21 protein-coding genes are annotated in these 22,206 nt (G+C 68.8%); 8 read left to right on the forward strand and 13 right to left on the reverse strand.

Annotated features, from left to right (window positions below):
- Positions 1–1,035, reverse strand: a complete 1,035-nt coding sequence (locus IGS68_RS27105; protein WP_201075986.1) for an SDR family oxidoreductase — start codon at positions 1,033–1,035, stop codon at positions 1–3.
- Positions 1,036–1,273: 238 nt separating this feature from the next.
- Between IGS68_RS27105 and IGS68_RS27110 the strand changes: the two genes are divergently transcribed.
- Complete coding sequence (locus IGS68_RS27110) at positions 1,274–1,657, forward strand: c-type cytochrome (RefSeq protein ID WP_247881099.1); 384 nt, start codon at positions 1,274–1,276, stop codon at positions 1,655–1,657.
- Between the two features lie 48 nt (positions 1,658–1,705).
- On the opposite strand, the gene IGS68_RS27115 is transcribed toward IGS68_RS27110, so the two are convergent.
- On the reverse strand, positions 1,706–2,008 hold the full coding sequence (locus tag IGS68_RS27115; protein ID WP_158047803.1) for a 4a-hydroxytetrahydrobiopterin dehydratase: 303 nt from the start codon (positions 2,006–2,008) through the stop codon (positions 1,706–1,708).
- Between the two features lie 58 nt (positions 2,009–2,066).
- Between IGS68_RS27115 and IGS68_RS27120 the strand changes: the two genes are divergently transcribed.
- The gene (locus IGS68_RS27120; protein ID WP_201075988.1) at positions 2,067–2,483 is read left to right on the forward strand and encodes a metallopeptidase family protein; all 417 of its coding nucleotides are present in this window, start codon (positions 2,067–2,069) and stop codon (positions 2,481–2,483) included.
- Between the two features lie 13 nt (positions 2,484–2,496).
- Entirely contained in the window at positions 2,497–3,297 is an 801-nt protein-coding gene (locus tag IGS68_RS27125; RefSeq protein WP_201075990.1) for a class I SAM-dependent methyltransferase, read from the forward strand.
- Positions 3,298–3,398: 101 nt separating this feature from the next.
- Here the strand turns inward: IGS68_RS27125 and IGS68_RS27130 are convergent, their stop codons facing one another.
- The 6 genes from IGS68_RS27130 to IGS68_RS27155 form a co-directional block, all read right to left on the reverse strand.
- Positions 3,399–4,235 (reverse strand): transglutaminase-like domain-containing protein, encoded by an 837-nt coding sequence (locus IGS68_RS27130; RefSeq protein WP_201075991.1) that lies wholly within the window; start codon positions 4,233–4,235, stop codon positions 3,399–3,401.
- 95 nt (positions 4,236–4,330) lie between these two features.
- Positions 4,331–4,879: a hypothetical protein gene (locus tag IGS68_RS27135; protein ID WP_201075992.1), complete on the reverse strand. Its 549-nt coding sequence runs from the start codon at positions 4,877–4,879 to the stop codon at positions 4,331–4,333.
- Between the two features lie 161 nt (positions 4,880–5,040).
- Positions 5,041–6,438, reverse strand: coding sequence for a sensor histidine kinase (locus IGS68_RS27140; protein ID WP_201075993.1), 1,398 nt, complete (start codon positions 6,436–6,438; stop codon positions 5,041–5,043).
- Between the two features lie 94 nt (positions 6,439–6,532).
- Complete coding sequence (locus IGS68_RS27145; protein WP_201075994.1) at positions 6,533–7,519, reverse strand: CorA family divalent cation transporter; 987 nt, start codon at positions 7,517–7,519, stop codon at positions 6,533–6,535.
- A 128-nt stretch (positions 7,520–7,647) separates the two neighbouring features.
- A complete protein-coding gene (locus tag IGS68_RS27150) occupies positions 7,648–7,785 on the reverse strand; it encodes a hypothetical protein (protein WP_201075995.1) in 138 nt (45 codons plus the stop codon).
- On the reverse strand, positions 7,782–10,646 hold the full coding sequence (locus tag IGS68_RS27155) for a [protein-PII] uridylyltransferase (RefSeq protein ID WP_201076002.1): 2,865 nt from the start codon (positions 10,644–10,646) through the stop codon (positions 7,782–7,784). Before IGS68_RS27155 ends, IGS68_RS27150 begins: the two co-directional genes overlap by 4 nt.
- A 275-nt stretch (positions 10,647–10,921) precedes the next feature.
- On the opposite strand from IGS68_RS27155, the gene IGS68_RS27160 reads away from it, so the two are divergent.
- Both IGS68_RS27160 and IGS68_RS27165 read left to right on the forward strand, forming a co-directional pair.
- Positions 10,922–11,239 (forward strand): hypothetical protein, encoded by a 318-nt coding sequence (locus IGS68_RS27160; protein WP_206379345.1) that lies wholly within the window; start codon positions 10,922–10,924, stop codon positions 11,237–11,239.
- Between the two features lie 495 nt (positions 11,240–11,734).
- On the forward strand, positions 11,735–12,460 hold the full coding sequence (locus IGS68_RS27165) for a terminase small subunit (RefSeq protein WP_201076006.1): 726 nt from the start codon (positions 11,735–11,737) through the stop codon (positions 12,458–12,460).
- Between the two features lie 84 nt (positions 12,461–12,544).
- Here the strand turns inward: IGS68_RS27165 and IGS68_RS27170 are convergent, their stop codons facing one another.
- The 5 genes from IGS68_RS27170 to cobB form a co-directional block, all read right to left on the reverse strand.
- Positions 12,545–17,404, reverse strand: coding sequence for an NAD-glutamate dehydrogenase (locus IGS68_RS27170; protein WP_201076007.1), 4,860 nt, complete (start codon positions 17,402–17,404; stop codon positions 12,545–12,547).
- A 126-nt stretch (positions 17,405–17,530) separates the two neighbouring features.
- Positions 17,531–18,196: a heme exporter protein CcmB gene (gene ccmB / locus IGS68_RS27175; RefSeq protein WP_201076008.1), complete on the reverse strand. Its 666-nt coding sequence runs from the start codon at positions 18,194–18,196 to the stop codon at positions 17,531–17,533.
- Positions 18,193–18,840, reverse strand: coding sequence for a heme ABC exporter ATP-binding protein CcmA (ccmA, locus tag IGS68_RS27180; protein WP_201081710.1), 648 nt, complete (start codon positions 18,838–18,840; stop codon positions 18,193–18,195). The genes ccmB and ccmA overlap by 4 nt, the downstream gene beginning before the upstream one ends.
- A gap of 266 nt (positions 18,841–19,106) precedes the next feature.
- A complete protein-coding gene (locus IGS68_RS27185; RefSeq protein ID WP_201076011.1) occupies positions 19,107–19,571 on the reverse strand; it encodes a type II toxin-antitoxin system PemK/MazF family toxin in 465 nt (154 codons plus the stop codon).
- A 75-nt stretch (positions 19,572–19,646) separates the two neighbouring features.
- A complete protein-coding gene (gene cobB, locus IGS68_RS27190) occupies positions 19,647–20,366 on the reverse strand; it encodes a Sir2 family NAD+-dependent deacetylase (RefSeq protein ID WP_371821863.1) in 720 nt (239 codons plus the stop codon).
- Positions 20,367–20,443: 77 nt separating this feature from the next.
- On the opposite strand from cobB, the gene IGS68_RS27195 reads away from it, so the two are divergent.
- The 3 genes from IGS68_RS27195 to IGS68_RS27205 are packed head-to-tail and all read left to right on the forward strand — an operon-like array spanning position 20,444 to position 22,201.
- Positions 20,444–20,881: a DUF6314 family protein gene (locus IGS68_RS27195; RefSeq protein WP_201076013.1), complete on the forward strand. Its 438-nt coding sequence runs from the start codon at positions 20,444–20,446 to the stop codon at positions 20,879–20,881.
- A gap of 2 nt (positions 20,882–20,883) precedes the next feature.
- The gene (locus IGS68_RS27200) at positions 20,884–21,390 is read left to right on the forward strand and encodes a low molecular weight protein-tyrosine-phosphatase (protein WP_201076023.1); all 507 of its coding nucleotides are present in this window, start codon (positions 20,884–20,886) and stop codon (positions 21,388–21,390) included.
- Entirely contained in the window at positions 21,371–22,201 is an 831-nt protein-coding gene (locus IGS68_RS27205; RefSeq protein ID WP_201076027.1) for a fructosamine kinase family protein, read from the forward strand. Before IGS68_RS27200 ends, IGS68_RS27205 begins: the two co-directional genes overlap by 20 nt.
- Positions 22,202–22,206: the final 5 nt, after the last annotated feature.

Genomic DNA, 22,206 nt, shown 5'->3' on the forward strand with positions numbered 1-22,206 from the left:
TCAGTCGTACCCCATGTCGCGGTGGCGGATCTGGCGCCCGCCGCCGACCATGAGGGCGCCGAGCGCCGCCACGCCGGCGACCAGGGCGGCGGTCGCCACGGGGTGCATGACGGCCGTGGTGTAGTAGCTCCGCTCCCGGACCAGGCTGTGCCGGCCGGCGCGCTCGTCGCCGTCATGCCCCGCCGGGCCGTACAGGTTGTCGGTCCGGCGCCGCAACGGGCCGCCGCTCCGCTGCCAGCCCGGGGCCACCGCCTCCATGACCTTGTCGGTCAGGCGCGGCGCCAGGGCTTCCGACAGGGAAATCAGCTTGCCGGCGCTGCCGATGGTCAGCTCCCGCACGGTATGCTCGGCCGCGTGCAGGATGGCCTCCGCGACCGTCTCCGGCGCGTAGACCGGGGGCGGGTTCAGCGGCTCCGCGCCCGTCAGGCTCCGGGCGTGCTCCTCCAGCTGGGTATCGACCGCGGCCGGCTTGATCAGGGTGACCGAGACCGGGGCGCCGTCGGCCTCCAGTTCCATGCGCAGCGCGTTGGTGAATCCCTTGACCGCGTGCTTGGTCGCGCAATAGGTCGCCTGGAGCGGCACCGCCCGGTCGGACAGCACGCTGCCCACGTTGACCAGCGCGCCGCCCCGGCGGCGCAGGTGCGTGGCCGCGATGCGCGAGCCGATCACCGTGCCCCAGTAGTTGGTCTCGAACAGCCGCCGCTGGTCCTCCATCGGGGTGTCCTCGACCTTGCCGTAGATCGAGGTGCCGGCATTGTTGACCCAGGTGTCGAAGCCGCCGAACTCGCGGAGCGCCGTCTCGGCCAGCCCCATCATGGCGTCCTCGTCGGCGACGTCGGCCACCGCGAAGATCGCCTGGCCGCCGTCGCGGCGGATGTCGGTCTCGACCTCGCGCAGCGCGTTCCCGTCGCGGGCCGCCAGGACCAGCCGCGCGCCGCGCCGGGCGGCCATCCGCGCCGTCGCGAGCCCGATGCCGCTGCTGGCGCCTGTGATCACGATGACCTGGTCTTCCACGGGTTTCAGTCGTACGCGCATGGGAAACCTTTCAAGAAAACGAAAAACATCGGGCACCAACAGCGCGGACGGGTCAGGGGTTCCCTGCCGGGCTTTCCATAAGGAAGATCCCGGGGAGGGGGCGCGGCATAATAACCCTTCGATCATTGGTACTATTATCGGGCCCTTCCGCCCGGGCCTATAGTGCGCGGGCCAGGGTTGCGGTGGGGTGCCGGAATGGGGCCGGCCGCGGCAGCCCTGTTGAACAGAGGCGAACACCATGAGACTGCTGGCCCGAAAACTGCCGGTATCGATGCTGGTCCTTGCAGGCGCGCTCGCCGCAGGCCAGGCATCGGCGCAGACCAAGTCCGTCCCGGATAGCCATCCGTTCCGCCAATGCGCCGGCTGCCACTCGCTGGACACCTCCGCCAACGCCTTCGGCCCGACGCTGATCGGCGTCTATGGCCGCCAGGCGGGGGCGGTGCCGCGCTTCGCCTATTCCGAGGCGGTGCAGAAGTCCGGCGTGGTCTGGAACGACGAGACGCTCCGCAAATGGATCGCGGGCAACGACACCTTCATTCCCGGCACCCGCATGCGCCACGTCGCCATCACCGACAAGGCGCAGCAGGACGAGCTGATCGAGTTCCTGAAGGCCCTGAAGTGACGTCCCGGCGGGACGGGCGGCCCGGTGGTCCGCCCCGTCCCGCCGCGTTCAGCGGTCATGCTCCAGCGCGATGCCGTCCATATGATGGGCCAGTTCCACGTCGCGCTCCGACAGGCCCTCGACATCGTGGGTGGCCAGGATCACCTCGACCCGGTTGTAGACGTTGAACCATTCCGGGTGATGGTCCATCTTCTCCGCCTTGAGGGCGACCCGGGTCATGAAGCCCCAGGCGGTGGCGAAATCAGGGAAATGATAGGTCTTGCGGATCGCGTCGCGATCCTCCACCTCGGACCAGCCGTGAAGCTCCGCGAGTGCCGACTGACGCCTGGCACCGACCAGTTTCTCGACCATATTCAGCCTCCCTCTTTCTCGTTTGATCCCCAGCGGTCGATCAGGAGAATGCGCCCCCATGACCAAGCAAATCAATGCCTCGCCGATCAACGCGCCCACCATCGCCGACATCGAGGCGCTGGCCGACGAGGCGCTCCGGACCATACCGCCCGAACTGCTGCGCTTCGTCGGCAACGTGGTGATCCATGTGGAGGACTTCCCCGACGAGGAGACCGAGCGGGAGATGGAGCTGGACTCGCCCTTCGACCTGCTCGGCCTCTACCGGGGCGTCGACTTGGCGCACAAGAGCGTCACCGCCACGCCCAGCGACCTGGACATGATCTATCTCTACCGCCGCCCGCTGCTGGACTACTGGTGCGAGACCGGCGAGGATCTGGCCCACCTGGTCCGCCATGTGCTGATCCACGAGATCGGCCACCATTTCGGCTTCTCCGACGACGACATGGACGCGATCGAGGCGAGCGTACCGGACTGAACGGCGTCACCCGATGGACTTCGCGCTTTTCTTCGAGCTTCACCACGGCCTGCCGCGCCAGGGGCCCGGATCGGACGCGCTGACCGCGCGGGCGCTGGGCATCGCCGCCGCCACGGGCCTGCTGCCGCACGCCCCCGCCATCCTGGATGCCGGCTGCGGCCCCGGCCGGTCCGCGCTTCTGCTGGCGCGGGAGACCGGCGGGCGGGTCGCCGCGATCGACCTGCACCGGCCCTTCCTGGACGAACTCGCCGCCCGGGCCGCCTCCGAAGGGCTGGCGGACCGGATCGATCCGCTGGCGGCCGACATGGCGGCACCGCCGTTCCCGCCGGGATCGTTCGACCTGATCTGGTCCGAAGGGGCGATCTACTCGATCGGGTTCGGAACCGGCCTGCAGGCTTGGCGCCCGCTGCTGAAACCCGCCGGGCTGGTCGCGGTCACCGAATGCGCCTGGCTGACCGACTCCCCTCCCGCCGAGGCGCTGGCGTTCTGGAACGCCGAATATCCCGCCATGACCACCGCCGAGGACAACCGGCGGCTCGCGGAGGCGGCCGGCTACCGGGTGATCGACAGCTTCACGCTGCCGCGCGAGGCCTGGTGGGACGAGTATTACGCGCCGCTGGAGGCGCGCATCGCGGAGTTCCGCCGACGCCACGCGGGGGACGCCGCCTGGGCGGAGGTGCTGGACGGCTCCCAGCGGGAAATCGACCTTCACCGCCGCCACGGCGACAGCTACGGCTACGTCTTCCTGATCCTGGCCCGATCCCGGACCGGTAACCCTGCCCGGCCCGCCGTGTTCGAAGCCGGCCTGGAATGAAGGAAATCGGCCACGGATGATCCGGTCCGTCTCTTTGTCCATCGCCGTGATCTGTGGCAAGAACCTGAATCACGCTTGCGGCGCCCGCGCCAGGTCCCGCCTCAGCGCTCCGACAGGCTCACCGCGTCGGTGGTCAGCGGCCCGTCGGCGGCGCGGTCGGGCGAGCTGATGGCGACCTCCATCTCGTCCGGCTTGGCCTTGCCGAAGAAGGACGAGAACGACACCTCGGCGGCGTCGCGGCCGACCCCGATCCGGATCAGCCCGTCCAGCGCCGCCTTGCGGGTCGCGTCGAACAGGTACCAGCGTCCGCCCAGGAAGGCCTCGAAGGTCGCGTGGAAGTCGGGAGGGTCGAGCCGGAAGGCATAGGCGCTGACATAGCGCGCCGGAATGTCCATCGCCCGGCACAGGGTGATGCCGAGATGGGCGAAGTCGCGGCAGACGCCGGCATGGTCGATGATGGTATCGACCGCCGAGGTCGTCCCGTGGGAACTGCCCGGCAGATATTCCAGATTGTCGTGGATCCAGTTGCAGATCGCCGTCACCCGCTGGTGGCCGGGAGCGAACTCGCCGAACTGGCGGAAGGCGAAGGCGCGCAGCCGGTCGGACTGGCAGAAGCGCGACGGATTCAGGTGCGGCAGCACGTCGAGCGGCAGGTCGATCGGCGCCACCTGGCCGACCCCGGCGGGGTCCTCCACCAGCGGGTCCAGGTCCACCTCGGCCCGGTAGCGGACCATCAGCTTGCCGGGAGGCGCGACGACCTTGAAGAAGCGGTTGCCCGACTCGCCCATGGTGAAGCGGTCGACCTCGCGCCCGCCGTCCAGGTCCAGGTGTTCGTCCAGGATCACCTGGCGATCGAACTGGGCGGGTTGAAGGTTGAAGAAACAGACCGTTTCTTCCTCGACGTCGTAACCCAGCTTGCAGCTTACCGAATATTTCATGACGGCCTCCGCGCGACGCGCACCGGTTGGAACGGCGTCACAACGCCGGACCGGCGGCGCGGTTCCCTGGGGAGGCGGCCTTAACCCCTATCCCCCTACAGGCCGCCCAGCATGAGCTGCTTGTCGTCCTGCTTGAGCCGGGGGCCCGGCTTCTCCGGAGGCTTGGCGTCGGCCCGCCGGACGGCCCGCGTCGCCTCCGCCAGCTTGGAGCCGGCATCGGCGGCATCCTTCTTCCCGGAAGCCGCCTTCCGCGCGCGGGCCGGCTTCTCCGCCTTCGCCGCCTTCTCCGGTTTCGCGGCCTTGCCGACGCCCCTGGCCGCCCGGTCCAGCGCCGCGTCGCGGTCCAGCGCCTCGGGTGCCTGGGGATCGCCGCTCAGCCACTTGCCGCGCTTGATCACCTCGTTGACGCGGCCCTGGTTGACCCCGACCTTGAAGGCGATCTCCTGCTGCGTCATCTTGGTCCGCTCATGAAGATCCAGGATCTCGCGCGCCAGCTCGGGCGTCATCTTGCGGCCCGTTACTCGCCGGGCCGGCGCCACCGACCGCTTCGCGCGGTCGCGGTCCTTCAGTTTTTCCAGGATGGCGAGGGCGGAGTCCATCCCCTGCTCGCGCAATGCTTCCTCGAATTCCTTGAGTGTCGTCATGCCAGGCAAGCTCCCGAGTCATCGACGTCGAATTCATAAACGAATTCACTGGGGCGGACCGCGCGAACCGGTCTCCTCCCGACACGAATATTAGGTGTCTTCGACGCTGATCAACAAGGGAAAATCGGAACAGTTGCGGAACGCCGGCGATCACTGCGCCGTCATGCCGCGACCGGAAGCTCGACCGTCACCGTCGTGCCCTTCCCGGGGGCGCTGTCGATCCGCAGCCGGCCGCCCTGCAAGCCGACCAGGGCGTCCACGATGGGCAGCCCCAGCCCGGTGCCCTGCCCGGAACTGGCGTAGATGTTGAAGGATTGCTCGAAGGGCTTCAGCAGCCTGGGGATCTCGGCCGGGTCCATGCCGATGCCGCTGTCGGCCACGATGAAGCCGACATGCCCGCGGCCGAGCCCGACGATCCGCAGGCTGATCATGCCGCCGGGACTGGTGAACTTCACCGCGTTGGACAGCAGGTTCAGCAGGATCTGGCGCAGCGCCTGGGGATCGGCCATGCATCGGGGCGCGGGTTCCGGATCGTGGGCGATCGTGATCCGCTTGGCCAGGGCCGCGTGGCTGATGACCCGCAGCATCTCGTCCGCGATCGGCAGCGGATCGACCGGCGCCACCGCCACCTCCAGCTTGCCCGCCGATGCCTTGGAGATGTCGAGGATCGAGTTGATCAGCCCCAGCAGGTGCGTGCCGGAGGAATGGATGTCCGTGGCATATTCCAGGTAGCGCGGGTGGCCGAGGGGCCCGAAGATCTGGTTGCGCTGCAATTCGCTGAACCCGAGGATCGCGTTCAGCGGCGTGCGCAGTTCGTGGCTCATCATGGCGAGGAACTGCTCCTTGGCCCGGCTGGCGTCCTCCGACCGGTTGAGCGCCTCCTCCAGCTGCCGGCCGCGCCGGACCAGGTCGCGGTTCAGCCGCTGGACGGCCATCATCAGCAGGCAGAAGACCAGCAGGATGCTGCTCAGGATGGAGACCAGGAAATGCACGGCGTGCGCCGGATATCGGCCCATATGGTCGGGCACCGGCGGCTCGACCAGGGTCGAGGCCGCGCGCGCGGCCAGGGTCAGCCCGGTCAAGGCGAACAGCGCCGCCGCGGTCAGCGCGGTCGCCCGCATGCTCGGCCCCGCCACCCGCAGCAGTTCGCGCGCGGTCAGCATGCAGCCGGCGCACAGGGTCAGCGACAGGGCGACGATCCTGACCGAGACATCGTCCCGGACCACGGTGAACCAGGCCTGGCACAGCACCAGCAGGACCACCGCCACGACCGCGGGCCGCCAGCGCGAAGGATTCCCCCCGAACTCGCGGACGCCGTTGTAGAAGAAGCCGAAGCTCAGCACGATGATGCCGTTGGACACCAGGATCGCCGGGACCTCGGGAAGAAAGCCGCGCATCGTGGATATCAGGGTGCTGGCGCCCAGCAGCAGCGTCGCGACGGTCCAGTGCCTCAGGCCCGGAAGGCTGCGGTTGGCGGACCAGAACACCAGCATCAGGCCGCCCAGGGCAACCGAAACCAGCGAATGCACCAGGACCAGTGTGAGGATGTCGATGTTCATCGGCGCGAAATTCCAGGGACCCCGCACCTGATAACTCAAAATCGAACAATTTCATATGGATACGAAATATATAGTTTCCGGGACCGGCGCCGGCTCAGAACCAGTGCTTCACCTTCAGCAGCAGCAGGGTCGCGACGGCCGAGGCGACCATCAGCAGCAGCACCCACAGGAAGGAATGGCCGTCATGGGTCCCCGGCAGCCCGGCCACGTTCATGCCGAAGATGCCGGTGACCAGGGTCATGGGCAGGAAGATCAGGGTCACGATCGACAGGCGGAACAGGTTGCGGTTCCCTTCCTCCGCCAGCTTGGCGTACAGCTCGTCCTGGAGCACCTTGGCGCGGTCCTCGGCGGCGCCCAGGTCCTCGGCGACCGAGGAGAAGCGGTCCACCGCCTCGCGCAGATCGTAGGTGTCGTCGGACGACCACCAGCCCGGCGGGTGGCTGAGCAGCCGCGCCAGCGCCTGGCGCTGGGGCAGCAGCTGGCGGCGCAGGCTGACCGCCTGCCGGCGCAGGGTGCCCAGCTGGCTGCGCAGGTCGGCCGAGGAACCCGCCAGCAGCGCGTCCTCGATCTCGTCCAGGGTGTCGGCCATCCCCTCGATCACCTTCTGGAAGCTGGCCGCCAGATGGTCGATCAGGGCGCCGATCAGCTCGCCGGTGCTGGCCGGCCGGAACCCGTCCCGGATGTCCAGCCGCAGCTTGTCCACCGCGGTCAGCGGATGGTTGCGCGAGGTGATCAGCATGGTCCGCGTGAACCAGACATGCAGGGTGCCGATGTCGCCGCCCTGTCCGGAGAAATCGTGCTGCACGTCGCTCAGGGTGCCGATCAGCCCGTCCTCGCAGCGCTCGAACCGGGGGCGCACGTCCTCGATCGACACCAGCACCTCGCGTGCCGCCTCCGGCAGGTGGCCGCGCTCGGCGATCCAGGTGCGCATCGGCCAGACCGCGATGTTGAGATGGGCCCAGACGAAGCCGTCCGGCGTGCGCAGCAGGTCGGCCAGCACCGGCAGCGACAGCTCCCGCGCCGTGCCGTCCGGGCCGAAGCCGTAAGCGCAGATCAGCCCGTTGGCGAGGGTATCGGTCATGCCAGGCGCGCCGCGTCCTTGGGTTCTCTGCCGCGGATGAACGGCGATGAAAGCAGATAACCCATGAATATCCTCTTCCATCGCCGTTCATCTGCGGCAAAAAAGACGAACCTTCGGGAAAAGCGACCTCAGAACGGAATGCCGACCCGCCAGCGCGTCGGGCTGGCGCTGCCGCCGCTGACCTCCACGTTGGGGGTCGGGACGGCGCAGGCCGCCAGCAGGACGGACAGGGCCAGGGCAACCAGGAGGGCTCCCAGGCGCGTCATTCCGCCGCCGACTCCGCCGGGGTCTTGCGCCGGGGAACCGCCGGCTTCTTCTGCCGGGAGCGCGCCCGGCTGCGCTCCGCCGCGGAGAACCGGCCGCTGTCCGCCTGGGCCTCGGCGATCGGGTCGCTCAGCGCGGTCAGCACCTTCTCGCGGATCTGGGCCAGCTTGCTCTCGTGCGTGATCTTCAGCCCGAACACGTCCTTCACATAGAACACGTCGATCGCCTTCTCGCCATAGGTCGAGACCTTGGCCGAGGAGATCTGGAGGCTGAGGTTGGTCAGCGCCCGGGTCACGTCGTACAGCAGGCCCGGCCGGTCGCGCCCGTTCAGCTCGATCACGGTGTGGGTGGTGCTGGCCTTGTTGTCGATCAGCACCCGCGGCGGCACCTTGAACACCCGCGTGCGGTTGTTGATCGCCGGCTTGCGCTTCGCCAGCTCCTGCAAGGGACGGAGCTGGCCGGACAGGGTGCGCTCGATCATGACCGACAGCTTGGCCAGCTTGTCGCCGCTGTCGAACGGCCCGCCGGCGGCGTCCTGGACCGAGAAGACGTCCACCGCCATGCCGTTGGTCATGGTGAAGATCTTGGCGTCCAGGATGGTGGCGCCTGCCAGCGCGAAGGCGCCGGCCAGCCGGGAGAACAGGCCCGGATGGTCGTGGGTGTAGATCGTCACCTCGGTGACCGCCCGGCCCCGGTCGATCCGGGTGTCCACCGTCAGCGGCGCGCCGTCCCGGTCGGCGTTGCGCATCAGCCGCGCGTGGCGGGCGTGGGTCTCGGGATCGAAGCTGAGCCAGTAGGCCGGGTAGCCGTGGGCAAGGTGGCTCTCGATCTCGGCCTCGCTCCAGTCGGCCAGCAGCCCGCGCAGCGCCGCCTGGGCGGCGTTGACCCGGCGCTCGCGCCGCTGGGCGCTGACCACGCCGGACATCAGGTCCTCGGCGCGATGGTACAGTTCGGCCAGCAGGGTGGCCTTCCAGCCGTTCCAGCGGCCGGGGCCGACCGCCCGGATGTCGGCGGTGGTCAGCACCAGCAGCAGCCGCAGCCGTTCCGGCGACTGGACCAGCTCGACGAAGTCGCGGATGGTCTTGTCGTCCTCCAGGTCGCGCTTGAAGGCGGCGTCCGACATGGTCAGATGCCAGCGGACCAGCCAGGCGACGGTCTCCGTCTCCTCCGCGCTCAGCCCCAGGCGCGGGCACAGCTTCTCCGCCACCTTGGCGCCCAGCACGCTATGGTCGCCGCCGCGCCCCTTGGCGATGTCGTGCAGCAGCATCGCGACATACAGCGCCCGGCGCGACACCAGCTTGTGGACCACCTCGCTGGCCAGCGGCAGCTCGTCCCTCAGCCCGCCCGACTCGATGTCGTGCAGGATGCCCAGCGCGAACAGCGTGTGCTCGTCCACCGTGAAGACATGGTACATGTCGTACTGCATCTGGGCGACGATCCGGCCGAAATCGGGCACGAAGCGCCCCAGCACGCCGGCCTCGTTCATCCGGCGCAGCGGCACCTCCGGGTCCTTGCGCGAGGTCAGCATCTCCAGGAACAGCCGGTTGGCATCATGGTCGGCCCGCAGCTTCGGCCCCACCACGCCCAGCGCGCGGGTCAGCGCCCGCAGCGCGTTGGGGTGGATGTCCAGCCCGTTGACCTGCGCCACGTGGAACAGCCGGATCGTGTCCACGGGGTTGTCCTTGAACTGCCGGTCGTAGCGCACGTTCAGCCGCTCGCCGTCCAGCAGGAAGCCCTCGATGTCCTTGCGCGCCAGGGCGATGCGCAGCAGGCTGAAGCGCGGCTGGCGCTTGGCCTCCGCCTCCAGGTTGGCGCAGAAGATCCGGGTCAGGTCGCCGACGTCCTTGGCGACCAGGAAATAGTGCTTCATGAAGCGCTCGACCCCGATCAGCCCGGCATGGTCCACATAGCCCAGCCGCCGGCTGATGTCCGCCTGCACGTCGAAGGTCAGCCGGTCCTCGCCCCGTCCGGCCAGGTAATGCAGGTGGCAGCGCACGGTCAGCAGGAAGTCCTGCGCCTTGGCGAACTTGGCGACCTCCTCCTCCAGCAGGACGCCCTTGTCCAGCAGCTCGGAGACGTCGTCCACCTGGTAATAATACTTGGCGATCCAGAACAGGGTCTGCAGGTCGCGGAGCCCCCCCTTGCCCTCCTTGATGTTGGGTTCCAGCACGTAGCGGCTGTCGCCCAGGCGGCGGTGGCGGGCGTCGCGCTCGGCCAGCTTGGCCTCGATGAAGGCGGGGCCGGTCCCGGTCGCGATCTCCTTGGTGAAGCGGCGGCGCAGCTCGGCGTACAGCTTCTCTTCCCCGTGCAGGAAGCGCGACTCGAGCAGGCTGGTGCGGATCGTCACGTCGCCCCTGGCCTGCCGGATGCACTCGTCCACCGAGCGCACGGCATGGCCGACCTTCAGCCCCAGGTCCCACAGCATGTAGAGCATGTACTCGAACACCTGTTCGACCCGCGGCGTCCGCTTGTAGGGCAGCATGAACAGCAGGTCCACGTCCGAGAACGGCGCCATCTCGCCCCGCCCGTAGCCGCCGATCGCCACGATCGCGAAATGCTCGCCCGAGGTCGGGTTGGCGACGGGGAAGATGATGCCGGCCGTATGCTCGGCCAGCGCCCGGATCACCTGGTCCATCAGGTAGGCGTTCTGGCGCACGCAGTCGGTGCCGGTCCCCCCCGCCTCCAGCCGCCGCCGCACCTCGGCGCGCCCGTCGTCCAGCGCCTTGCGCAGGGCCGCCAGCGTGTGCGGGCGCAGCGCGGCGCCCGTACCGTGCTCTTCCGCCAGGGACTGGAGCTCGGCGACCAGGCGCCGCTTGGAGACGATGGCCCGGCGATCGGGGATGGTGTCGGAAAGGGTCAGCATGTCGACTCAACGCACTCACGGTCTGGACGGCACCGTCCGACCGGCTCGCTCCGGCGGGACCACACCCTGTCGATCCGTTATATGGACCACACCGTAAAAATTTTGACCCCTGCGGGATCGGCAGGGGTGCCATTCGGCACCGGCCGTCACCCTGACGCCGCTTTTGCCGTCGCCACTTTCGCTCTCCGTTTCGAATTCCAGTAGACTTGGTCGCCCCTGATCTCGCTCGGGCATTCGGCCAGCCAGCCGGCCAGGCACACACCTGCGGGAAAGGCATGTTTGGCGTTGATATGATGATCCGGGTGGTTCAGCGTCAGCAGTTCGAGCGCCGCCGGCCGGCGTTTCTGCTGATCGAGAGTCAGGGCTGGTCGCATGAGATATTCCTGCCCGAGCAGGAACTGCTTCTCGCTGCTGGCCCTGCCCACCACCGGCGAATGGGGCCGGGAACCGTCGTGATCTTCGGGATCTGGCTGAAGCAGCAAGCCTGGATATTCGGCTACCCGGTCCGCTTCGACGCGGTGCTGTGCGCCGGGCTGCTCCTGGTCGGAGTCGGCCTGTCTATCAACACCCTTGCGCGATCGGGACCGGGCTAGGGATCATGGGAGATGACCGAACGCCCTTCGGGCAAACTTCTGCGATCGCCGCTCATAATGCGACGCTGGCGACTGCGCGGGCCAAGGCGCTCGATTGGATCAGGCGGGGCATGCCGGATGCGGAAGTGCATCATGGAGATGACATGCCGGCCTTGAGCGACGAAGAGCTTGCGCAGTTCCGGCCTTCTTCCGTCCGTTTCGACAAAACGCGAGACTGAGCAAGGCCCGTGTCCAGTTCACAGCCTCCGATCCCGCCGACCCACCGTAGGTCGGCCTCGGCCGAAGGCCGACGCCGACAGCGTGCCCGGAGCGTCGATGCAGGGCGTCGGCGTTCGCCCTGACGGGCGAAGGCCGTCCTACGCCGAGACTCGAAGAACGCCCATTACCCGCTTCGGGTACGGCCGCTCGATAAGCCTGGAATCCTAGGAAACTTGACCAAAATACTACAGCGTGATAAGGAACCAATTCCTCCTCCCTGGTTCCGAAGGCCCCGCCATGCCCGCTCCAGCTCCCGCTCCCACCTCGGCCGCACCCGCCGCCCCCTCCATCTACACCCCCCTCCCGCACCGCCAGGAAGCCTTCGCCCGGCACGTCGCCGCCGGCCGGGGCTATGCGGGGGCGGCGCGGCTGTCCGGCTATGCCTGGGCAAGCGCCCGCCAGACCGGCTCGCGCCTGATGAAGCAGCCGGAGGTCGCCGCCCGGGTGGTCGAGCTGACCGAGGCCGACAAGACCCGCCGCCATGCCGAGCTGGACGAGCTGGTCGCCGCCGCCAAGCGGGTGCTGATCGACGCCATGGAGAAGCAGAACCATTTCGCGGCGCTGCGCGCCATCGACCAGATCGCCCGCCTGCGCGGCCTCGCCGGCCCCGCGGCCGAGGCCCGCGATACCGCGCTCGACGCCGATCCCGAACCGGACGACAACGCCTCCGCCTGCTCCTCCATCGCCGACCCCGAGGCCCAGTTCGAGCCGCCGATGCCGGCCGCCGGCCTCGCCCCGGTCGAGCCCGCGCCCGAGGACCCGGAAAAGGCCGATGCCAGGCAGGCCAAGGCGAACTACCGTCACACCAAGCGGAGCATCGAAATCCTCAGGAAGCGGCACCCCGACCTCTACGCCCGGGTCAGCCGGGGCTCGATGGAGGATGCCGGACTCTATTTCGACGCGGCTCTCAACCTCCTGCCGCCCGACCGCTGGCCGGGCGCCGAGTCCCCGGCGCACCCGTGATGACGGATGTTGACACATGCGGCCAGGCCCCGGGGGGTGGTCTCCCGGTCCTCGGCCCTTCAGGCGACCCGTCCCCCCGACCCCTCAGCTCGCGATCATCCCGCGGAGCTGCCGGTTCGCCACCGCCAGCATCGCCAGGTCCACCCGCGTGACCGCGCGCAACTCCGTCAGCAGTTGCCGGATCCGCTCCACCGGCCCCTGGCGGCATGCCGTCCAGGCGTCGATCGCGGCGGTGTGGTCCTGGCCGTCGTTCAGGATGCGGGCGGTCAGGTCGCTCTGAAGGCCGTAGAGATCGTCCACGATCGCGCCGACCGCCTGCTTCTGCCAGTGGTTCTCGGTCTTGACCTGCGTCGCCTGGCAGCGCAGCCACTCCATGCCGAAACGGTGGCCCAGCTCGAAATAGACCAGCGCCACGGCGGGGACGTCGCGCCGGCACAGCCGGGCGATGCGGGTGACGTCCAGCCCCGACGCCAGGATGCCCAGGCTGGCGACCCGCCGCGCCAGGTCGGCCGGCACGCCCTGCTCCGTCCAGTGCGCGGCGCGCTCGTCCAGCAGCCTCCTGTCCTCCTCGCACAGCACCGTGTCCAGGTCGGCCGCCAGCTGCTCGACGCCGGGGGTATAGTTGGCCGCCTCGGCGCCCAGGTCGAGCGGCTGCGGGGCGTTGATCAGGAACCACGGCACGGTGCGGTGGAGCAGCGCCTGCGTCGCCCCGATCATCTCGTACTGGCAGGCGGCCGGCACCCGGTTGTCCAGCGCCTCGATGGCGGTCCAAAGGGTGCGCAGCGCGAAGGCGTCGCGGCTGACCGTGTAGGCCCGCGCGATGTCGCCCGGCCCCATGCCGGTCTTCTCCGTCATCTCCGACAGGAAGGTCGGGCCGACCCGGTTGACCATGCTGTTGGTGGTGTATGTCGCGATGATCTCGCGGCGCAGCCGGTGCCGCTCGATCGCCTCGCGGAAGTCGCGGCGCAGCGCCTTGGGGAAGTACTTGACCAAGTCCTCCGCCATGCGCGGGTCGTCGGGCAGGTTGGAGGCCAGCAACTCGTCGTACAGCGTGATCTTGGAATAGGCCAGCAGCACCGCCAGCTCCGGCCGGGTCAGCGCCTGCCCGCGCGACGTCCGGGACGCGATCTCCTCGTCGTCGGGCAGGAACTCGATCGCCCGGTTCAGGTGGCCGCTCTTCTCCAGCAACCGCATGAAGCGGACCTGCCCCTCCAGCGACCCGGCCCCGCCCATGCCGGCGACGCTGATCGCCTGGGTCTGGAGATAATTGTCGGCCAGCACCAGCTCGGCCACCTCGTCGGTCATGCCGGCCAGCAGCTGGTCGCGCTGCTTCATGGTCATGTCGCCGCGGGCGATCACGTCGCCGGTCAGCACCTTGATGTTGACCTCGTGGTCGGAGGTATCGACGCCGGCCGAATTGTCGATCGCGTCGGTGTTGATCCGGCCGCCCGCTTGCGCGTACTCGATCCGGCCGCGCTGGGTCACGCCTAGGTTGGCGCCCTCGCCGACGATCCTGGCGCGGACTTCCCGGCCGTCGATCCGGCTGGAGTCGTTGGCCTTGTCGCCGACCTCGGCATGGGTCTCCTCGGTCGCCTTGACGAAGGTGCCGATGCCGCCGAACCACAGCAGATCGACTTGCCCCCGCAGCATCGCCTGGATCAGCTCCACCGGGGTCACCTTGTCGCGGGTCAGGCCGAAGCGGGCCTGGATTTCCGGCGACAGCTTCAGCGACTTGGCCTTGCGGTCGAAGATGGCGCCGCCCGGCGACAGCAGCCCCGCGTCATAGTCCGCCCAGGTCGAGCGCGGCAGGTCGAACAGCCGGCGCCGCTCCTCGAAGCTGGTCGCCGGATCGGGATCGGGGTCGCAGAAGATGTGCAGGTGGTTGAAGGCGCCCACCAGCTTCGTGTGGCGCGACAGCAGCATGCCGTTGCCGAACACGTCGCCCGACATGTCGCCGACGCCGACGCAGGTGAAGTCCTGGGTCTGGCAATCCACGCCGATCTCGCGGAAATGGCGCTTGACCGATTCCCAGGCGCCGCGCGCGGTGATGCCCATCCGCTTGTGGTCGTAGCCGCGCGATCCGCCCGACGCGAAGGCGTCGCCCAGCCAGAAGCCATAGTCCACCGACACGCCGTTGGCGATGTCGGAGAAGGTCGCCGTGCCCTTGTCGGCCGCCACCACCAGGTACGGGTCGTCGCCGTCGATCCGCACCACCCGGGGCGGCGGCACGACGGAGCCGTCGGCGGCGTAGTTGTCGGTGATGTCGAGCAGGCCGCGCATCAGCGTCTTGTAGCACTCGACCACCTCGGCCATGACGGCGTCGCGTCCGGCCTCGGCCGGCGGCGGGCGCTTGACCACGAAGCCGCCCTTCGACCCCACCGGCACGATGACCGCGTTCTTGACCATCTGCGCCTTCATCAGCCCCAGGATCTCGGTGCGGAAATCCTCCCGCCGGTCGGACCAGCGGATGCCGCCGCGGGCGACCTTGCCGCCGCGCAGGTGGATCGCCTCGACCCGCGGGCTGTAGACCCAGACCTCGACCATGGGGCGGGGCAGGGGCAGCTCGTCCACGCTGCGGCTGTCCAGCTTCATGGACAGGTAGGGCTTGACCCCGCCGTCCTCGGCTTTCTGGAAATAGTTGGTCCGCAGGGTGCAGCGCACGAGGTTCAGGAACCGGCGCAGGATGCGGTCCTCGTCCAGGTTGGCGACATCGTCCAGCGCGTGGTCGATCTCCACCAGCAGCCCGTTGACCGCGACCTGCGCCTCGTCGGCGCCGCCCGGGGTCGCCCGCTTGTCCGGATCGTGCAGGGTCTGGAACAGCCGGACGATCAGGCGCGTGATCGCGGCGTGGCCGGCCAGCGTGTCCTCCATGTAGTCCTGGCTGAACTGGAAGCGGATCTGGCGCAGATACTTGGCATAGGCCCGCAGCATGGAGATCTCGCGCCAGCCCAGCCCGGCGCGGATCACCAGCCTGTTGAAGCCGTCGTCCTCCATGCGGCCCTCCCAGACCCGCAGGAAGGCCTCCTGGAAGGCTTGGCGCACGCGGCCCAGGTCCACGGCGACGCCGGCCCGGCTGGTCATGGCGAAGTCGTGGATCCAGACCGGCTCGATCCTGCCGGGAATCGTCACCTCGAACGGCCCGCCCTCCGAGATCACCTTGACGCCCATATGCTCCAGCATGGGCAGGATGTCCGACAGGGCCACCTGCCCGCCGGCATGGTAGAGCTTCAGGTACAGCTCGGACTCGCCGGCCTCGATCGGCCGGTAGAGGTTCAGGCCCAGGCGCCCGGTATGGAGCACCTCCTCGATCCGCTCAATGTCGTAGACGGCCAGTTCGGCGCCGAAACGATCCCGGAAGCCCACGTCGAAGGACGCGGAGTAGCGCCGGTGCAGGCGCAGCCCCTCCTCCTCGCCCCGGGCATCGACCAGGGCGTCCTGCAGCCGGTCGGGCCAGGCGCGGCTCGCCTCGATCAGCCGCTCCTCGATCTCCCCCACGTCGTAATCGGGGATGCCGCCCGGCTTCGTTTCGATGACGAACTGGACCCGCGCCAGCACGCTCTCGGCCAGCTGCGTGAAGAAGGCGGAGCAGGTTCCGTCGAAGGCGCGCTCCAGGATCGCCTGGATGCGCCGGCGCAGGTCGGTGTCGTAGCGGTCGCGCGGGACATAGACCAGGCAGGTCATGAAGCGCTCGAACGGGTCGCGGCGCACGAACAGGGCGGTGCGCTGGCGCTCCTGAAGGTGAAGCACGCCGATCGCGATCTCGAACAGCTCGTCGTCGGTGATCTGGAACAGCTCGTCCCGGGGGAAATTCTCCAGGATGTGGGTCAGCGCCTTGCCGTCGTGGCTGCGCGGGTCGAACCCGGCGCGCTCCAGCACGCGGGCCACCTTGTTGCGCAGGAATGGGATGTCGCGGGCGCTGGCGCTGTAGGCGGCCGACGTGAACAACCCGACGAACAGGTGCTCGCCGACCACCTTCCCGTCGTCGTCGTAGGCCTTGATGAAGATGCTGTCCATCAGGGCCGGGCGGTGCACCGTGGCCCGGCGGTTCGACTTGGTGACCAGCAGCAGGCGCGGCTGGCGCAGGAACTGCTGGGCGTCCGGCGGCAGGGAGGCGAAGTTGCGCAACCCGTCGAACACCCGGATATCGTCGTCGCGCAGGATGCCCAGCCCCTCGCCGGGGACCGGGGTCAGCCGGGCCTCGTCTCCCTCGCCCTCGAACCGGTAGCGGCGGTAGCCCAGGAAGGTGAAGTTGTCGTCGTTCAGCCAGTGCAGGAAATCCCGGGCTTCGGCCAGCTCGCCCTCGGGCAGCGCGTCGGGCGTCCGGTCGACGCCGTCGATGATGCGGCGCATCGGCTCGTGCATGGACTTCCAGTCCTCGACCGCAGCGCGCACGTCGGCCAGCACCTTCTCCACGCCCTGGGCGACCCGCTCCAGGAAGTGGGGATCGGTCTGCTCGTCCACCTCGATATGCATGAAGGATTCGGGCACGGCCTCGGCCGGCGCCGCCTGCGGCTCGTACAGGTCGGTCAGGCGGCCCGACGCGTCGCGGCGCACCCGCACCACGGGGTGGATCACCAGATGGACGGTCAGCCCCTGGCGGTTCAGCTCCGCCGTGACCGAATCGACCAGGAACGGCATGTCGTCGTTGACGATCTCGACCACGGTATGGCCGGACTGCCAGCCATGCTCGTCGAGCTGGGGATGATAGGCCCGGACCCGCGCGGTCCGCTCCTGCCGCTGGGCGGCGAACTGCCAGATCGACAGCGCCGCGCTGTAGAGCTGGTCGGGGCTGGATTCCAGCAGGTCGTCGGGAGGCACGTTGGCATAGAACTGGCGGACGAACCGTTCGGCCATGTCGGCCCGGTCGCGGTTCAGACGGTCGCGAACGCGGCTGACGATCTGCTCGGTCAGCTCGCCTTTGAGTTGTTCGGCCTTGAGGGCCATGCCTGCCTCCCGTGATGCGGTCCGCTTCGGCGGTTTTCACCGCTTCTGTTCGGACCCGAGTGTAGCAGGTGAACATGGGTCCGTGGGGGAAGGTTGCGTGACGGGCCCGTGACCTTCCGGCCGGACCTACTCGATCGCCTGGCGCAGCGCCGCGGCCCCGGCCCAGGGCGCCAGCGGCAGGGCCGCGACCAGCAGTCCGCCCAGCAGCAGCAGGTGCGGCCGGGCGGTGAAGCCGGACAGGGAAGCGTCGATCGCGCCGGCCCCGAAGATCAGCACGGGGATGTAGAGCGGCAGGATCAGCAGCGACAGCAGCACGCCGCCGCGCCGGGCGCCCAGCGTCAGGGCGGCACCGATCGCCCCGATCAGGCTCAGGGTCGGCGTGCCGATCAGCAGCGTCGCGACCAGCACGGGAAAGCCCGCCGGCTCCATGTTCAGCAGCAGCGCCAGCAGGGGCGCCGCCACGATCAGCGGCAGGCCGGTGACCAGCCAGTGCGCCAGCACCTTGGCGAACACGACGGCCTCCAGCGGCAGGCTGGACAGGGTCAGCAGCTCCAGGCTGCCGTCCTCGTAGTCGTTCTGGAACAGCCGTTCCAGCGACAGCAGCGACGCCAGAAGCGCCGCCACCCAGATCACCCCGGCGGCGATGCGGGCCAGGATGTTCGGCTCCGGCCCGACGCCGAACGGGAACAGCACGACGCACAGCACGAAGAACATCACCGCGACGGTGGCGTCCGACCCTTGCCGGAGCGCCAGCCGCAGGTCGCGCGACACGAGCTTGAGGAAGCGGTTCACGGTTCGCCCTCCTCCGGAGCGAGAGCGAAATCGTCCAGGTGCAGGGCCTCTGCGCCGGGCAGGGCGATCTCCGCGTGGGTCGAGACCACCACCATGCCGCCGCCCGCCCGGTGGTCGGAGATCGCCGCCTCGAGTTGCCCGATGCCGGCCCGGTCCAGCGCCACCGACGGCTCGTCCAGCAGCCACAGCGGCGCCGGCGCCGCCAGGACGCGCGCCAGGTTCAGCCGCCGCTTCTGCCCGGCGGACAGGTACCGGCCGGGGATGTCCGCGATGTGCGGCACGCCCAGCCGCTCCAGCGCCGCCAGCGCCGCGCCGGCCGGGTCGGGTGCTCCCCCCAGCGCCGCCCAGAAGGCCAGGTTCTCGCGCGCCGACAGCACCGGCTTCACGGCGTCGAGATGGCCGACATAATGGATGCGGGCGCGATGCAGGTCCGGATCGTCGGAGACCGGAACGCCGTCCCAACTCATGCTGCCGGAGAAGGGCCGCAGCAGCCCGGCCATCAGCCGCAGCAGGCTGGACTTCCCGCTGCCGTTCGGCCCCAGCAGCACCAGCGCGCCGCCGGCCGGGACCGCGAAAGACAGATCCTGGAACACCAGCCGCTCGCCGCGCAGGCAGGTCAGGTCGGTACCGGCGAACAGGGGCATGGGAGCGGGGCGATCGGCATGAAGGATGGAGAACCGGACGGGTGCCGAGTGGTACAGCACCCCGCCACCGCTGCCAAGGGCATTCGGCGGCAAGACTTCGGTCCGGTCGCCGGAGAAGTCTGGAACGCAAAGAGCCCCGCCTTGCGGCGGGGCTCCGAAGCTCGACGCCGTGCGAGGTTTGCGTTCACCCGCTGCACGGCCGCCCCTGGTGGGGTCTTAGACGCGGATGGCCGAAGCTCAGAGCCGCTAACAAGAAAGAATCTATGCTAGCTCATGTGTTTTGTCAATCCGCCCAGCCCAAGCGCGCTCAGGATGCAAATCCTGACCCGGCGCAGATCCTCGGAGGAAATCGGCTCGTACCGATACTTGCGAACACCACTGACGTCCTTACCGTACCGCGGGAAATCGAGCCTGTGGAAGCCGACCGCACAGACCATGTCCCCCTTCACCCAGCGCAGGCGATTGCCCCACGGTTCAGGCAAGGGAGGATCCAGATTGATCTGGCAATGATATGGCATCTTTGGGAACGGCTCATCGGTGCTCAATGCCACTACTGTGCAAAGGCCGGCGCGTACGCCGATCTTTGGACTTACGACGATAACAGGCCGTCGCTTGACCATCTCAGGTGCCTTAAAACCCTGGTCGAAGTCGCAGAACAGCACGGTTCCAATCGGTGGGTGCTCCTTGATGGCCATTTCTACCGTCTTGGATGGTGGCGATCGTTCGAGCATGCCTTCCAACGGATAAAAGTTCGTTATAAATTCGCGCGAACCTCCCCGACTGCCTTGGGCTTGAAAAACTCCGGGCTATCTCAACGCCAGCAACCGTTCGACGAAGGCCGGCACCGCCCCGGTCGCGGGGCCGTAGATCTTCTCGTCGAACAGGGTGGCGCCTTCCGAGGGTTCGAGGTTCAGCTCGACGGTGTGCGCGCCGTTGATTCGCGCCTCCTGCACGAATCCCGCGGCGGGATACACGTTGCCGGAGGTTCCGATTGACACGAACAGGGCAGAAGTGGCAAGGTTCTGATAAATGCGCTCCATTTCCAGGGGCATCTCGCCGAACCAGACCACGTGGGGGCGCATCTCCGCGACGGCCCCGCAGTCGGCGCAATCATCCTCCACCGACAGGTCGGCGCGGATTTCGGTTATGGCGCCGCACACGCCGCAGCGGGCCTTCAGCAGCTCGCCATGCATGTGGATCAGATTGCGCGATCCCGCGCGCTCGTGCAGGTCGTCGATGTTCTGGGTCACCAGCAGGACCTCGCCGGGCCATTCCCGCTCCAGCCGGGCCAGGGCGTCGTGGGCGGCGTTCGGCCGGACATCGGCCTGGAGCAATCCGCGCCGCCGGTCGTTGTAGAAGCGGTGGACCATGTCGGGGTCGCGGGCGTATCCCTCGGGCGTCGCGACGTCCTCCAGCCGCACGCGCTCCCACACGCCGCCCGCGCAGCGGAAGGTGTCCAGACCCGATTCCTTGGAGATGCCGGCGCCTGTCAGGATGACGATCCGGTCGGAAGGCTTTAACATCATGATGCTTTTTCCGAAGCGGGAGAGGTGGCTTGAGTTTAGAGGCGGCCCCGGCCGGGGCCAATGGAAGAGTCTATGGGGTGGCGGACCTGCGCGCATTCCTGGCGGGCGCGTGGCGCATCGCCCGCACGGTGCGCGACGCCCGGCTGGGGCAGGACGGCTCGTTCGACGGGACAGCGGTTTTCATGGAAGCCGACGACGGCGACCTGCTGCTGACGGAAACCGGCACCCTGCGCTTCGGCGACCATGCCGGGCCGGCGGAGCAGACCTACCGCTACGCCTTTCCGGACGGGCCGCGGCGCGCGGCGGTCTTCCGCCACGACGGCTCGCCGTTCCACGACCTGGACCTGTCGGACGGCACCGCCGAGGTTCTGCACCATTGCGGCGCCGACATCTACCGCGGCGGCTTCAGGGTCGAGGGCCATGACGCCTGGACGGTGCGCTGGCTGGTCAAGGGACCGCGCAAGGACTATGACATGATGACGCGGTACAGCCGCGTTCCGGTTCCGGGGGAGTAGCGATGGTCAAGGTCCTGTTCGTATGCACCGGCAACATATGCCGCTCCCCCACCGCCGAGGGGGTGTTCCGCCACCTGGTCGCCGAGGCGGGCTTGGCGGATCATATCGAGACCGACAGCGCCGGCACCCACGGCTACCATGTCGGCGAACCGCCGGACCGGCGCTCGGTGGCGGCCGCCGCGAAGCGGGGTTTCGATATCGGCGACCTGCGCGCCCGCCGGGTCCGGCCGGCCGATTTCGAGGAATTCGACCTGATCCTGGCGATGGACCAGGGGCACTACGACCAGCTCGTCCGCATGGCGCCCGACGGGGCCGGGGACCGCATCAGGCTGTTCATGGACTATGCGCCCGACGCGCCCCGGCGCGAGGTGCCCGACCCCTATTACGGCGAGGGCACCCACTTCACCGAGGTGCTCGACCTGGTCGAGGCCGCCTCGTCGGGCCTGCTCGACCAGCTCCGCCATTCCCGTCCGGGAGCCGTCCGTCTCCATGCCGCCGACGATTCCTGACGGCGTCGGGACCGTCGCTTCGGCCAGGCCGCTGGCCGGCGGCAACGCCGCCGAGCTGTGGCTGCTCGACCTCGCGGACGGGCGGCGGGTGGTCGCCAAGTGCGGCAAGGGGCTGGCGCTCGAAGGCATGATGCTGCGCTACCTCGCGGAGCATTCCCGCCTCCCGGTGCCGGAGCTGTTCCACGCCGACGACCGCCTGCTGGTGATGTCCCATGTCGAGAGCGACGGCGGCGGCCTGACGGCTTCGGCCCAGGAGCACGCCGCCGAGCTGGTCGCGGCGCTGCACGGCATCGGCGCCGCCCGCTACGGGTTCCCGCAGGACACGCTGATCGGCCCGTTGCCCCAGCCGAACCCGGAGTCCGACGACTGGATCGCCTTCTTCCGCGACCACCGCCTGATGCACATGGCGCGCAAGGCATTGGACGAGCGGCGGATCGACGGCGCCCTGATGGCCGCGATCGAGCGGCTGGCCGCCCGGCTCCCGGACCTGATCGGCGAGCCCGCCCCGCCGAGCCTGATCCACGGCGACCTGTGGGGCGGCAACGTGCTGGCGTTCCGGGGCCGGATCGCCGGCTTCATCGACCCGGCGATCCATCATGCCGATCCGGAGATCGAACTGGCCTTCTCCACCCTGTTCGGCACCTTCGGCGAGCCCTTCTTCCGCCGCTACCACGAGCTTCGTCCGATCCGGCCCGGCTTCTTCGAGGTGCGTCGCGACCTGTACAACCTCTACCCGCTGCTGGTCCATGTCCGCCTGTTCGGCGGCAGCTACCGCGGGCAGGTCGCCCGGATCGTGAGCCGCCTCGGCTGATCGCC

Origin of the sequence: Skermanella sp. TT6, from assembly GCF_016653635.2 — a bacterium.
GTDB lineage: Bacteria > Pseudomonadota > Alphaproteobacteria > Azospirillales > Azospirillaceae > Skermanella > Skermanella cutis.